The sequence below is a fragment of the Celeribacter sp. genome (assembly GCF_048261515.1).
In the GTDB taxonomy this organism is placed as follows: domain Bacteria; phylum Pseudomonadota; class Alphaproteobacteria; order Rhodobacterales; family Rhodobacteraceae; genus Celeribacter.
Window position 1 is genome coordinate 99,688 of record NZ_JBLXFZ010000009.1, and the last position, 13,673, is coordinate 113,360.

At 58.7% G+C, this 13,673-nt stretch carries 14 protein-coding genes; 10 read left to right on the forward strand and 4 right to left on the reverse strand.

The window, feature by feature from the left end:
* The first annotated feature begins 15 nt into the window (after nucleotides 1–15).
* A complete protein-coding gene (gene recO, locus ACN0SC_RS15045) occupies nucleotides 16–738 on the forward strand; it encodes a DNA repair protein RecO (RefSeq protein WP_417250511.1) in 723 nt (240 codons plus the stop codon).
* 11 nt (nucleotides 739–749) lie between these two features.
* On the opposite strand, the gene ACN0SC_RS15050 is transcribed toward recO, so the two are convergent.
* On the reverse strand, nucleotides 750–2,411 hold the full coding sequence (locus ACN0SC_RS15050) for an acyl-CoA dehydrogenase family protein (protein ID WP_417250512.1): 1,662 nt from the start codon (nucleotides 2,409–2,411) through the stop codon (nucleotides 750–752).
* A 148-nt stretch (nucleotides 2,412–2,559) separates the two neighbouring features.
* On the opposite strand from ACN0SC_RS15050, the gene ACN0SC_RS15055 reads away from it, so the two are divergent.
* A complete protein-coding gene (locus ACN0SC_RS15055) occupies nucleotides 2,560–3,333 on the forward strand; it encodes a sulfite exporter TauE/SafE family protein (RefSeq protein WP_417250513.1) in 774 nt (257 codons plus the stop codon).
* An 88-nt stretch (nucleotides 3,334–3,421) separates the two neighbouring features.
* On the opposite strand, the gene ACN0SC_RS15060 is transcribed toward ACN0SC_RS15055, so the two are convergent.
* Nucleotides 3,422–5,020: a phosphoenolpyruvate carboxykinase gene (locus ACN0SC_RS15060; RefSeq protein ID WP_417250514.1), complete on the reverse strand. Its 1,599-nt coding sequence runs from the start codon at nucleotides 5,018–5,020 to the stop codon at nucleotides 3,422–3,424.
* Between the two features lie 418 nt (nucleotides 5,021–5,438).
* Here ACN0SC_RS15060 and ACN0SC_RS15065 point away from each other — a divergent pair, with 418 nt between their 5' ends.
* Genes ACN0SC_RS15065 through ACN0SC_RS15095 form a run of 7 tightly spaced genes read left to right on the forward strand, consistent with a single transcriptional unit; the run spans nucleotide 5,439 to nucleotide 10,907 of the window.
* A complete protein-coding gene (locus ACN0SC_RS15065) occupies nucleotides 5,439–6,140 on the forward strand; it encodes a response regulator transcription factor (RefSeq protein ID WP_417250515.1) in 702 nt (233 codons plus the stop codon).
* Between the two features lie 11 nt (nucleotides 6,141–6,151).
* Nucleotides 6,152–7,882: a sensor N-terminal transmembrane domain-containing protein gene (locus ACN0SC_RS15070; protein ID WP_417250516.1), complete on the forward strand. Its 1,731-nt coding sequence runs from the start codon at nucleotides 6,152–6,154 to the stop codon at nucleotides 7,880–7,882.
* Nucleotides 7,883–7,887: 5 nt separating this feature from the next.
* On the forward strand, nucleotides 7,888–8,373 hold the full coding sequence (locus tag ACN0SC_RS15075) for an HPr kinase/phosphorylase (protein ID WP_417250517.1): 486 nt from the start codon (nucleotides 7,888–7,890) through the stop codon (nucleotides 8,371–8,373).
* Nucleotides 8,370–9,317 carry an RNase adapter RapZ gene (rapZ, locus tag ACN0SC_RS15080; protein WP_417250518.1) on the forward strand — a complete coding sequence of 316 codons (948 nt, stop codon included), beginning with the start codon at nucleotides 8,370–8,372 and terminating at the stop codon, nucleotides 9,315–9,317. The genes ACN0SC_RS15075 and rapZ overlap by 4 nt, the downstream gene beginning before the upstream one ends.
* A complete protein-coding gene (locus tag ACN0SC_RS15085) occupies nucleotides 9,314–9,706 on the forward strand; it encodes a PTS sugar transporter subunit IIA (RefSeq protein ID WP_417250519.1) in 393 nt (130 codons plus the stop codon). Before rapZ ends, ACN0SC_RS15085 begins: the two co-directional genes overlap by 4 nt.
* Nucleotides 9,707–9,727: 21 nt before the next feature.
* Nucleotides 9,728–10,003: an HPr family phosphocarrier protein gene (locus ACN0SC_RS15090; protein ID WP_417250520.1), complete on the forward strand. Its 276-nt coding sequence runs from the start codon at nucleotides 9,728–9,730 to the stop codon at nucleotides 10,001–10,003.
* A gap of 28 nt (nucleotides 10,004–10,031) precedes the next feature.
* Nucleotides 10,032–10,907: a lysophospholipid acyltransferase family protein gene (locus ACN0SC_RS15095; RefSeq protein WP_417250521.1), complete on the forward strand. Its 876-nt coding sequence runs from the start codon at nucleotides 10,032–10,034 to the stop codon at nucleotides 10,905–10,907.
* A 10-nt stretch (nucleotides 10,908–10,917) separates the two neighbouring features.
* Here the strand turns inward: ACN0SC_RS15095 and ACN0SC_RS15100 are convergent, their stop codons facing one another.
* On the reverse strand, nucleotides 10,918–11,793 hold the full coding sequence (locus ACN0SC_RS15100; RefSeq protein ID WP_417250522.1) for a 3-hydroxybutyryl-CoA dehydrogenase: 876 nt from the start codon (nucleotides 11,791–11,793) through the stop codon (nucleotides 10,918–10,920).
* A gap of 175 nt (nucleotides 11,794–11,968) precedes the next feature.
* Between ACN0SC_RS15100 and ACN0SC_RS15105 the strand changes: the two genes are divergently transcribed.
* The gene (locus ACN0SC_RS15105; protein ID WP_417250523.1) at nucleotides 11,969–12,796 is read left to right on the forward strand and encodes a DUF6473 family protein; all 828 of its coding nucleotides are present in this window, start codon (nucleotides 11,969–11,971) and stop codon (nucleotides 12,794–12,796) included.
* A gap of 98 nt (nucleotides 12,797–12,894) precedes the next feature.
* On the opposite strand, the gene ACN0SC_RS15110 is transcribed toward ACN0SC_RS15105, so the two are convergent.
* A partial coding sequence (locus ACN0SC_RS15110) for an electron transfer flavoprotein subunit alpha/FixB family protein (RefSeq protein ID WP_417250524.1) occupies nucleotides 12,895–13,673 on the reverse strand: 779 nt, incomplete at its 5' end.

The window sequence follows — 13,673 nt, forward strand, 5'->3', positions numbered from 1 at the left end:
GACACAGTATCGTGCATGGAATGGCAGGATCAGGGCGCGGTTCTTTCCGTGCGCAAACATGGCGAAACATCGGTGATCGTGGAGTTGTTCACCGAGAACCACGGCCGCCACGCGGGTGTGGTGCGCGGGGGTATTTCGCGCAAGATGTCACCGCACCTGCAACCTGGTGGACAGATTTCCGTGCGATGGAAAGCACGGCTTGAGGACCATCTGGGCAGCTTCACATTCGAGCCTTTGCGGTCGCGCGCAGCCAACGTGATGTCCGATCCTCTTGCTCTTTCCGGTCTAAATGCCTTGACCGCAATCCTGTCGGCCACGCTGCCCGAACGCGAGCCGCACGGTTATCTCTACGCCGAAACCGTGTCTCTATTCGACCGCCTCGGAACAGACCCTATGTGGCCGCTGGCCTACCTGCACTGGGAGGTCTCGCTGCTTGAGGAGCTGGGTTTCGCGCTCGACCTTTCGGCTTGCGCCGTCACGGGCAGCCCCGATGACCTCGCCTATGTCTCGCCTAAAACGGGACGGGCCGTGAGCCGCCAAGGGGCAGGGGAGTGGGCCGATCGCCTCTTGCCGCTTCCGCAGTCGCTGTTGGGGCAATCGTCCCTCGACTATGCCGAGATCGTTCAGGGCATGGCGACAACGGGCCATTTCCTCGCGAAGATTATCGCGGAACTGTCCGACAAACCACTGCCGCAGTCCCGCGAACGCTTGATCGCGCGGTTTGAGCGTCTGGCCTAGCGCGGGGCAGGTCAGGCGAGGAGCCTTCTTGCAATCACCTGCGCCTGAATTTCGCCTGCGCCTTCGAAAATGTTCAAAATCCGCGCATCACAGAGGATGCGGCTGATCTGATATTCAAGCGCAAAGCCATTGCCGCCATGGATCTGCAGCGCGTTGTCCGCCGCCGCCCAAGCCACGCGCGCACCCAAGAGCTTGGCCATGCCTGCCTCAAGGTCGCAGCGGTGCCCGTTGTCCTTTTCCCATGCGGAGAAATAGGTGAGTTGGCGGGCAACCATGATCTCGACCGCCATCATGGCGAGCTTACCGGAGACACGGGGGAAATCGATCAGGGACTTGCCGAACTGCTTGCGGTCCTCGGCATATTGCATCCCGACTTCGAGCGCGTTCTGGGCCACGCCGATGGCGCGGGCGGCGGTTTGGATGCGCGCGGATTCAAAGGTCTGCATAAGCTGCTTGAAGCCCTGACCTTCCTCGCCTCCGAGCAGGTTTTCGGCGGGCACTTCAAAACCGTCGAACCCTAGCTCGTATTCTTTCATCCCGCGATAGCCGAGCACCTCGATTTCCCCGCCCGTCATGCCAGATGTGGGGAAAACGTCATCATCGGTGCCAGGTGTTTTCTCCGCCAGAAACATGGACAGGCCTTTGTAGTCCGGAGTCTCGGGGTCGGTGCGGGCCAGAAGCGTCATGAGATTGGCGCGCGCGGCATGGGTGATCCACGTCTTGTTACCTGTCACCGTGTAGGTCTCGCCTTCCTTGACCGCGCGGGTGCGCAAGGAGCCGAGGTCGGAGCCCGTGTTCGGCTCGGTAAAGACCGCCGTGGGAAGAACCTCACCCGACGAGATCAGCGGAAGCCACTTCTCCTTTTGCGCATCCGTCCCTCCACCAAGGATCAACTCAGCCGCAATCTCGGAACGCGTTCCGAGCGAGCCGACGCCGATATAGCCGCGCGACAATTCTTCGGACACAACAACCATCGCGGCCTTCGGGAAGCCAAACCCGCCGTATTCCTCAGGGATGGTCAGGCCAAACACGCCAAGCTCGGCTAGTTCCTCGATGATTTCCATCGGGATCAACTCGTCCTTGAGATGCCAGTCATGAGCATCGGGTGCGACCCGCTCATCGGCAAATCGGCGGAACTGCTCGCGAACCATTTCCAGCTCGTCATCCAAGCCCGTTGCTCCGAAGGTCGCATGGCCACGATTGTCGCGCATCAATTCGACAAGACGGCTGCGTGCGGCGGGCGAATTGCCTGCATGGATCAATGTGCTGACGGACGGGTCGGCAGGTTGGACATGGCCGAGGCCAAGGTCGGAGAGGCGCACGATCTCCCCCTGATTCATCGGGATGCCGCCATAGATCTGAGCGAGGTATTCGCCGAACGCGATCTGGTGGATCAACTGCTCCATCTCGCCGAAGGTGCCGCCCTCGACAAGTGCTTCCGCCCATTTCTGCATCTGGCGCAGCGCTTCGATATAGGTGGCAAGCCAAGCAAGCCCGTGCACCGCTGTCTGCTTTTCTTCGACCATGGCGGCCGACACCCGATCCCCATCCACAACCTGCGCACGCACTTCGTCGCGCGCGCGCGTCAAAAGCGCCTCTGCGGGCACAAGCGCGGCGGCGGTAGTTTGGAGAAGGTCGGTCAGCATCTTCGGTTCCTGAGTGTCTAGGGCCATGGGAATCTCTCCTCGAAATTACATTGGTTGTTCTAATCCTTTCGCAGTTGCAGCGCAATAATATTTTAACAATAGCTTTTTTGAAGTTCATAAATGTCGTCAACGAATTGTAGTGCGCATCGCTCGCCACGAAGATAGTCTCCGCCAAATGCTACAATTCATCTTCTCCGATCTCTCCGCGGCCCATACCGCATTCGCAATAGGCATCGCGCTCCTCGCGGGCTTCGTAAAAGGCGCGACAGGCTTCGCTTTGCCCATGATTATGGTGTCTGGGCTGGCCTCCGTCCTTCCTCCCGAAACCGCAATCGCGGCGATGATCGTGCCAACGATCCTGTCGAACCTGTGGCAATCCCTACGTGGTGGCGGCATTTCCCAAGCGTTGGAACTCTCGGGTCGGTTCAAGATCTATATCGCCACTCTACTCGTCTTTATCGTCCTCTCGGCACAACTCGTCGCCGCGCTGCCGCAAAACGTCCTCCTGCTGTCACTCGGGTTGCCGATCATCGCCATGGCTCTGTTGCTTCTGCGCGGGCGCACGATCTATATCGATCCGTCAAAACGCGGGGGATACGACTTCGGAGTTGCCGCCGTTTCAGGCATTATCGGGGGGCTGTCGGGCATCTGGGGGCCGCTGACAATCACCTACCTTACCGCGATCAATACCCCGAAAAAGGAGCAGATACGGCTCACGGGTGTCATATTCGGAATGGGGGCGGTCACATTGGCATTGGCGCATTTGGGAAGCGGCGTTCTGAATGCGCAGAGTTTGCGGCTCTCGGTCTTTATGGTGGTGCCTGTGCTCGCAGGGCAAACGCTCGGAAATGTCGTGCAGGACCGCCTCGATCAGCAGCGGTTCCGCCGCGTGACCCTTTTCGTCCTCGTTGTCGCTGGGCTAAATCTCGTGCGGCGCGGGCTGATGTGACCCGCACGCCCTGCAAGCCTCGCAGGTGAAAACCTCAAAAAGAAAGCGCACCCGAAAGCGCGCTTCCATAATTTCCTTTTGACGCATCCTAGCCGATTGCGGCGGCTTTCACATCGTCGTCGATATAGTCGATGTATTGGGCGAAATTCTCCGAGAACATCGAAACCAGCTTCTCGGCCTGCGCGTCATAAGCCTCAGCGTTGCTCCAAGTGCGGCGCGGGTCGAGGAGGATGTCAGCAACACCAGGAACGGAGACAGGCACCTCGAAGCCGAAGTTCTCGTCTTTGCGGAACTCAACCTCGGATAGCGAACCATCAAGTGCGGCGTGGAGAAGGTTGCGTGTCGCCTTGATCGGCATACGCGATCCGGTGCCATAAGCGCCACCGGTCCAGCCCGTGTTCACTAGCCAGCATGTCGCGCCGTGCTTGGCAATCTTGTCGCGCAGCAGGTTGCCGTAGGCTTCGGGCCTGCGCGGCATGAACGGCGCACCAAAACAGGTCGAGAATGTGGGAACTGGTTCGGTGATGCCTTGCTCGGTTCCAGCCACTTTCGAGGTAAAGCCCGACAGGAAGTGATACATCGCTTGTGCGGGCGACAGGCGCGCGATCGGGGGAAGCACACCGAAGGCATCACAGGTCAGCATGATGATGTTTTTCGGATGGCCACCCAGCGACGTCTCGGAGGCATTCGAGATGTAGTGCAGCGGGTAGGCGCACCGCATGTTGGCCGTCAGGCTGTCATCGTGGAAATCAAGATCCTTGGTGTGCTCGTCGAAGACCATGTTCTCGACAACCGTGCCGAATTTGGACGTGGTCGCGTAGATTTCTGGCTCCGCTTCGGGCGACAGGTCAATGGTCTTCGCATAGCATCCGCCTTCGAAGTTGAAGGTGCCGCGATCCGACCAACCGTGCTCGTCATCACCGATCAACACGCGTTCGGGGTCGGCGGAGAGCGTCGTCTTGCCCGTGCCCGACAGGCCGAAGAAGATCGCAGTGTCGACGGGGTTGTTCGGCGCATGGTTGGCCGAGCAATGCATCGCCATAACGCCCTTGCCTGGAAGGATGTAGTTGAGGAGCGAGAACACGCCCTTCTTGTTTTCACCTGCATAGGCCGTGCCGCCGATCAGGATGATCTTCCGCGAGAAGTTGAGCGCGATCACGGTTCCCGAACGACAGCCGTGCTTTTCGGGGTCGGCGCGGAAGGACGGGCAGGTGATGATTGTGAAGTCGGGAACGAAATGATCGATCTCGGTCAACTCGGGACGGCGCATCATCGTGCGGACGAAAAGGTTGTGCCACGACAGCTCCTGAATGAAGCGCACGTCAAGGCGGTGCGCACTGTCCGCGCCGCCGTAGAGGTCTTGCACGAAATAGTCGCCGCCCTTCATGTGTTCGAGCATGTCCTCGTAGAGCACATCGAATTTTGCGGGGTCCATAGGCTTGTTGTTTTCCCACCAAATCGAGTCTTCTACGTCTGGTGTGCGAACAACATACTTGTCCTCGGGTGAGCGACCCGTGTGGTCCCCCGTTGTGACATAGAGCGAGCCGCCTTTCCCCAGCGTGCCTTCACCTCGCTTGAGCGCTTCCTCGATGAGGGCTGGCTCCAGAAGGTTGTAATAGACATTGCCAAGGTCCGTAATGCCCTGATCTTCCAGTTTGAAATCCGGGTTCACGCGTCCGGTTGCCATGGTTCAAGCTCCCCGCCACAGTGTCTGTAGCGTCTAATGAAGTGTATCTGGTCATGTCGCGAAAGGCGTTTCGCGGGCCGCCCCGAAATGGGCGGGACAGGGTCGCTATAGCACGCGAAATTCACGCGTAAACAGGAGTGAGGTCAAAGTTAGCGCAACCATTAATTGTTTAGCGCAAACAGTTTCAATCTGCCGCATGAGGAGGCTCGAACGCAGGGCGCGCGAATGGCTGTCAGGCGCTGCATGACGCGAAATGTGAGGCAAATTAGTCAAACATTGAATTTTTTGGCGTCCCAATAGTCGAAGGCCGCGGAGTGATTCGCGGTTTCGCTTGATTTGACCAAGCGAGTGCAAGAAGATAGCCCGCAAAACAAACAAGCAATAAAGCAACTATTGAGCAGCTGAAGGACCCCGAAACATGTCTCGGATCGCATTGGTCGACGACGACCGGAATATCCTCACCTCCGTTTCCATGACCCTCGAGGCGGAGGGTTTCGAAGTGGAAACGTATAACGATGGCCAATCAGCGCTGGACGCTTTCAACAAAAAGCTCCCTGATATGGCTGTGTTCGACATTAAAATGCCGCGGATGGACGGGATGGATCTCCTCCAACGCGTGCGCCAGAAGACAAATATGCCTGTGATCTTCCTGACCTCGAAAGATGACGAGATCGACGAGGTGCTGGGCCTGCGCATGGGCGCAGACGACTACGTGAAGAAGCCCTTCTCGCAACGTCTTCTCGTTGAGCGCATCCGCGCATTGCTCCGCCGTCAAGAGGCGCTTGATGGCGCCGAAATCACCGAGACCGAAGAGACCAAGATGATGGTGCGTGGTCAGTTGACCATGGACCCGTTGCGTCATGCCGTGACATGGAAGGGGCAGGACGTGACCCTGACCGTCACTGAATTCCTTCTCTTGCAAGCGCTCGCGCAGCGTCCTGGTTTCGTGAAGTCGCGCGACCAGTTGATGGATGTTGCCTACGACGACCAAGTCTATGTGGATGACCGCACGATCGACAGCCACATCAAGCGACTCCGTAAGAAGATGCGCACGGTTGATAATGAGTTCTCCGCGATCGAGACCCTTTACGGGATCGGTTATCGCTACAACGAGGAATGAGGGGGGACACGATGTCGCTTTCCTCTCGGATGGATGGGTCACACAGATCGACCAAGGACACGGACGTGGTTCTTGGCGACGATTGGGTTGCGCCACAGACATCCGATGCTGATCTGCGTGAGAAGCGTGCCCGAAGAAGGCTGATCTCGGTCAATCGCTCGCCTCTTGCGCAGAAAATCATCACCTTCAACCTCGTCGCCATCATCTTGATGGTTGCGGGCATCCTCTATCTCAATCCCTTCCGCGACAGCTTGGTAACACAGCGCGAGATGGCGATGGTCACAGAGGCCGTGCTCATCGCGGACATGCTGGAGGCCACGGCAGCTCAGGACGGTGCGATCGAGGAGGCCGAAGGGTCACAGGACGCAAGTGCGCTGCGCGCGGTTCTTGAGACGCCGCTTCGCGAGAATGTCTACGTCTATGATGCCGAAGGCGGCCTTCTGACCTCGACCGAAGGCATGCCTCGGCTCAACCCTGGCAATATTGCGGGTCTGCCCCGTGAAAACCGCCCGACGGTGATTTCCGATTTTCTCAATCGTGTCTGGTCGATCATGTCGTTTTCGGGCAAGGCGAGTGATACGGATGGAGCTCTCGACGACGAGGCGCATCTGACCAACCTGCTTGATGGCGCGCTCGACAACGAGATCATGGTCAACACGGGCGTGTCCTCGACGGGCTCCACGCTCTTCGCCGTTGCTGCTCCCATCACCTTCACGGATGCCAGCGGAACGCGAGCGATCGGGGTGGTTGGCTTGATCTCGGGCGAGGGGGAAATCGATGAGCTGGTCCGCGTCGAGCGCGAACAGATCCTTCAGGTCTTTATCATCGCCATTCTGGTCTCCATCGGTTTGAGCCTCGTGCTCGCCTCGACCATTGCCAACCCCTTGGCCGATCTGGCCGCTGCCGCCGAAATCGGGCGCGACAAGAACAGCCGCAAGGTCTCGCCAGGCCGTGTGCGCATTCCTGACCTGTCTGGGCGTCCCGACGAGATCGGGCGCCTTTCGGCGGCGCTTCGCGGGATGGTGTCGGCACTCTACGACCGCATTGATGCAAATGAACAATTCGCCGCAGACGTCGCCCACGAGATCAAGAACCCGCTGGCATCCTTGCGCTCCGCCGTTGGCTCCCTTCGGATGATAAAGAAAGAAGAGCACCGCCAGAAACTGCTCGACGTGATTGACCACGACGTTCGCAGGCTCGACCGTCTCGTGTCCGACATTTCCAACGCCTCGCGCTTGGACAGCGAGTTGGTGAAAGAGGAGGAGGAGGAATTCAACCTTCTCAAGATGCTCTCGAACCTCACCGAATTCCTCTCTCAGGACGCGCAGGAAAAAGGCATCGATTTCATCGCCGACATGCCTGATGAACCGATTGTCGTCTCGGGGCTTGAAGCGCGTCTGGCGCAGGTTTTCGTCAACCTTATCACCAACGCGATTTCCTTCTGTGAGGACGGGGATGCAATCCGCGTCTGGGTCCGCAAACGTGACAGCCGCGTGTTGGTCGTGGTTGAAGACACGGGGCCCGGTATCCCCGACCAAGCCTTGTCCAAGATCTTCAAACGCTTTTACTCGGAGCGCCCCGAAGGGCAGTTTGGCAATAACTCGGGTCTTGGACTTGCGATCTCCAAGCAGATTGTTGAGGCGCATGGCGGCGTGATTTGGGCCGAGAATATCCGCCCCACCGATGCTGATTTGACCTCCGAACCTCTCGGTGCGCGTTTCGTGGTGGGTCTGCCGGTGTGAGTGCCATGGACGCCTCCGCAACGGGCGCCGCGTCATCCGACGCGACTGCCGACGCGAGCAACGAGGCAAACGACCTCCTTCATGCGACCTGCGTGGCGCTCGATGCTAAGTCAGGGCTCCTGATCCTCGGACCTTCGGGCAGTGGCAAATCGGCACTCGCGTTGGCCCTCATGGCTTGTGGCGCGCATCTGGTGGCTGATGACCGCACCCGAATTCACCGCGCCGCAGGTGCCGATGTAGTCGAAGCGCGTTGTCCCGAAGCGATCGCGGGGCGGATCGAGGCGCGTGGTGTCGGTATTCTTGCCGCAGATCCACTGGCCTCCTGCGTCCTCCGAGGTGTCGTCGATTTATCACAAATTGAGGAGGAGCGCTTGCCTCCGCTGCGCGAAACGCGCCTACTCGGTGTTTCGATTCCCCTCTTCCATAAGGTCGACGCTCCGCATTTCGCGCCCGCCTTGTTGCAATGGCTAAAAGGAACGCGATGCGCATGAGACCCGATGCCGAAGGTACTTCAGCGGATGGCCCCATCCCACCGTCCGCAGCGACCAAGCGAGTGGTCTTGGTAACAGGTCCGTCTGGGGCAGGTCGCTCGACCGCGATCAACGTGCTTGAAGACCTCGGCTACGAGACCATAGACAACCTGCCTCTATCGGTTCTGCCGCGCCTGCTCGATGCTGACGACACGGCACGCCCGCTCGCGCTCGGTCTCGATGTGCGCAACCGCGACTTCTCTATTGCCGCGTTGATCGAGGTGATCGATGGCCTCGCACGCGCGCATGATATCTCCGCCGAATTGCTCTTCCTTGAGGCATCGCCTGATACCCTGGTGCGGCGCTATTCGGAGACCCGTCGCCGCCACCCTCTCGCCCCCGCCGAAAGCGCAGCGGAAGGTGTGGACCGAGAACGCGACCTGCTCGTGCCGATCCGTTCGCGTGCTGACATTCTTATCGACACAACCGATTTGACCCCGCACCAGCTTCGCGACGAAATGGAGCGCTGGTTCGCGCAAGGGGACAGCCGCCAGATGGCCGTTCTGATTCAGTCGTTCTCCTATAAACGCGGGATGCCGCGTGGCGTTGATACGGCCTTTGATGTGCGGTTTTTGGCTAACCCCTATTGGGACGCGGACCTGCGCGGCCTGACAGGCATGGACCCGCGTGTCCGCAGCTACGTCGAAGCCGATTTGCGCTACCATGAGTTCTTTGACAAAGTTGTTGATTTGACGAAGCTTTTACTCCCCGCCTATGAGGAAGAGGGTAAGCGCTATCTGGCAATCGGCTTCGGGTGCACAGGCGGGCAACATCGCTCGGTCACGCTTGCAGAAAACTTGGCCAAAGCCCTTGCAGATCAGGACTGGCGGGTGTCAATTAGACATCGCGAATTGGAGCGGCGCGGCCTGACGGTCGCCACAGATACATCGGGGACGTCGGCGTGATCGGAATTGTCATCGTCGCACATGGAGGACTGGCCAAGGAGTATCTCGCGGCCGTCGAGCACGTAGTCGGCCAACAAGCCGGCATTGAAGCCATTGCCATTGAGCCCGACCACAATCGTTCTGACAAACAGCAGGAAATCTGCGACGCGGCCGACACCGTCGACGCAGGCGAGGGCGTGGTTGTTGTGACTGATATGTTCGGCGGCAGCCCCTCGAACCTGTCGCTACTGGCCTGCCATCATAGAGACCGCCGCATCATATATGGGGCGAACCTGCCGATGCTGATCAAGCTGGCCAAGTCTCGCCACAAACCCGTGGTCGAGGCCGTTGATAGTGCCTTGGCAGCGGGCCGCAAATACATCGACAGTTTCGACGTTCATGCTCGTTAATACGTATAAGGATATTCCCACATGCCGTCCGTGACCCGCACCCACGAGATTATCAATGTCAAAGGGCTTCACGCGCGCGCTTCGGCAAAGTTTGTGGAAACCGTCGAGGAATTTGACGCCACGGCAGAGGTTTGCAAGGACGGAATGTGCACTGGTGGCGACAGTATCATGGGTCTTTTGATGTTGGCAGCATCCAAGGGAACATCTATTGATGTGACAACCAGCGGGGCGCAGGCGGAGGCGCTTGCAGATGCCTTGCAGGACTTGATCAACGACCGTTTCGGCGAGGAGATGTAGCTCCTCGCGAACAATGAGGGGAGGCGGAATGAACAAAGTACATCTCGCAGTTCCCGACGAGGCGCCGATTTCCGTAGACTATAAGCCCTACGATGCGCGGCGCTTGTCCTATTCGAACACATTTTCCAACCCGTTTAAGGCTGGCACGATCCGTGCGCTCGAATGGCTGACGGCGAAGCTCTATCTGCTCCGCCGCATTCGCGAGTTCGAGGCCATGGGCGCGCCGAGAGGGCACGCATTCTTCCTACAGGTGCTCAAGGTGATGGGCGTTGATGTCCTGACGCCGCCCGAACAGATCGCCCAGATTCCGAAATCGGGGCCTGTCGTCGTGGTTGCAAACCACCCGCACGGATTGGTGGACGGTCTAGTGTTGGCGCAACTCGTCGGAAACGTGCGTCAGGACTACAAAATTCTCGTCCGCTCGCTCCTCACAGGTGTGCAGGAGATTGACCCTTTCATGATTTCGGTGCCCTTTCCTCATGAGGAGAACGCGCATCGTAGGTCCATCGACATGCGTAACGAGGCGATGGAACATCTGAAAGCGGGTGGGGTGGTTATACTATTCCCATCAGGTGCCGTGGCCTCGTCCGAGACAATGTTCGGTGAAGTGGTCGAACAGCCTTGGAATCCGTTTACCGCCAAACTCATCCTGAAGTCGGGCGCCTCCGTGGTGCCCATCTACTTCCCTGGGCGCAACTCCAGAAGTTACCAGATCGCCAACCGAATCTCGGCGACGATCCGTCAGGGGTTGCTGCTGCGGGAGATCAAGAAGTCCATGTTCCGTCCGCAAAAGCCCGTCATCGGGGCGCCGATCTCGTCCGAGGAGGCAATGCAGTGGAAGGGCAATCCGCGCGGCTTCATGGCGTGGTTGCGTGAGAGAACGCTGTCGCTTGCCGAGAAATAGGCCTCCGAGGTCAGCGCGTCGGAACGGGCACTTCTCCGCGATAGTCATAGAAACCGCGCTGCGTCTTGCGCCCGAGCCATCCTGCCTCGACATATTTGGTCAGAAGCGGGCAGGGGCGATATTTGGTATCCGCCAAGCCATCATGAAGGACGTTCATGATCGCCAGACAGGTATCCAATCCGATGAAGTCGGCGAGCTCCAACGGCCCCATCGGATGATTCGCACCGAGTTTCATGCTCTCATCGATCGACTTCACAGAGCCGACCCCTTCGTAGAGGGTGTAGACTGCCTCATTGATCATCGGCATCAGGATGCGGTTGACGATGAAGGCAGGGAAATCTTCGGCGCTGGCAGCGGTTTTCCTCAATGTGTCGACCACTTCCAAAAGTGTCTTGTAGGTTGCCTCGTCGGTGGCGATGCCACGGATGAGCTCGACGAGCTGCATCACTGGGACGGGGTTCATGAAGTGGAAGCCCATGAACTTTTCGGGGCGATCCGTGCGCGATGCCAGCCGCGTGATTGAGATCGACGAGGTGTTCGAGGTGAGAATCGTGTCTGGCCCAAGATGGGGAAGCAGGCTTTCGAAGATTGCATTTTTCACATCTTCGCGTTCCGTCGCCGCCTCAATGATCAGATCCGTGGGGCCGAGGTCGGCAAGCGTTTCGGTCGTTTTGATCCGCGCGAGCGTGGCGTCTTTCTCGGCTTCAGTGATCTTTTCGCGGGACACCTGTCGATCGAGATTGCGGGTGATCGTGGCAATCCCCTTTTCCAGCGCATCGGCGGAAATGTCATTGAGAAGAACGTCATAGCCCGCCAAAGCGAAGACATGGGCGATGCCATTGCCCATCTGGCCTGCGCCGACGATCCCGACTTTGGAAATACCCATTTCGACACTCTCCTGTTTGCTGCCCCGACCATATGCCCCCGCGCGAAGGCGGTTCAAGGGCGATCGCTTATGCCCGCCCGTTAAAATTCTCCAAAAATGGCGTATTTAGGAATATCGCAACGTGTCTTTGCGAATCTTGCTCTCGGGTGAAATGTCAAAACCAATGGGTGGTACGATGGCTTATCAATATCCGGGCGAGGGCGCTCTCAACTATCATCCCGTGCGCTATGGCGAGTCGAAGCTCCTCTTTCGTGGCCCGAAGGAGAACCTTGACGCGGGCTATGTGGCTTTTCTCGGGGGCACCGAGACCTACGGGAAATATATCGAGACACCGTTTCCCGATCTGGTCGCAAAAGGCATCGGGCGAACGACGCTAAATCTCGGATGCGTCAACGCGGGGACGGATGTGTTTCTGAACGATGAGACTGTCATGGGGCTGTGCGAGAAAGCGGCCGTCACCGTGTTTCAGGTCACAGGGGCGCAGAACATGTCGAACCGCTTCTACGCCGTGCATCCGCGCCGCAATGACCGTTTTCTGCGGGCATCCATGCTCATGAAAACAATCTACCGCAACGTGGATTTCACCGACTACAACTTTACGCGGCACCTTCTGTTGTCCCTTGAGAGGGTTGACGAAGAGAGTTTCGAAATGGTGCGTCAGGAATTGCGGGACGCATGGATTGCGCGGATGCGCACCATGGTTCAGCGCATTGAAGGAGATGTCATCTTGCTGTGGCTGTCTGATCATTCGCCTGATGACGTGGATGCGTGCCGACGGATCGGGGGTGATCCGCTTTTCGTTGATCGTGAGATGATTGAGAAGATCCGCCCGCATGTCTCCGATGTCGTGGAAATTGTGGGCACGCCTGAGGAGATCGCGCAGGGCTATGAGATGCTTTCTTACTCTGATCTCGATGCGGCGGCGGCAAAAGAGATGCTCGGTCCCATCGTGCACGCCCGAGCGGCGCGCGCGTTACGGGACTTGATCGTGGAGAAATACTGAGTTTGGTGACGAGTTCCCGAGAGTAATGCGTGCGGGGAGGTAACGAAAAAGGCCCGCCAATCTGGCGGGCCTTATCTCATTTACTTCTTGCAAGTGACTTACAGTTTTTCAGTCAACTCAGGCACGGCGTCGAAGAGGTCTGCCACGAGGCCGTAGTCGGCAACTTGGAAGATCGGGGCTTCTTCATCTTTGTTGATGGCGACGATGACTTTGCTGTCTTTCATGCCTGCGAGGTGCTGGATCGCGCCGGAGATGCCACAGGCGATGTAGAGGTCTGGGGCGACGACCTTGCCTGTCTGGCCAACCTGCCAGTCGTTGGGGGCAAAGCCGCTGTCGACGGCTGCGCGCGAGGCGCCCACGGCACCGCCGAGCTTGTCCGCCAGCGCGGAGATGATCGCGAAGTCCTCTTCGGAGCCGACACCACGCCCCCCAGAAACCACCACCTTGGCGGAGGTTAGTTCGGGGCGGTCGCTTTCGGCAACCTTGTCCTCGACGAAGCGCGACAGACCCTTATCGCCTGCGCCAGAAGCAGCCTCGACGGAGGCCGAGCCACCCTCGCCGGCCGCATCAAACGTCGAGGTGCGCAGAGAGATCACTTTGGTCGCGTCGCCTGACTTCACGGTTTGCACGGCGTTGCCCGCATAGACGGGGCGCTTGAAGGTGTCGGCGTCGACAACCTCGATCACGTCGGAGATCACCATCACATCAAGCAGGGCGGCCACACGCGGCAGGACGTTCTTGCCCGTGGTCGTGGCGGGGGCGGTGATATGCGTGACGCCATCCGCAAGCGAGACGATCAAATCAGCGACATTCTCGGCCAGACCATGCGCATAGGCCGCGTCATCGGCGAGCAGCACCTTGGCCACCCCGTCGATTT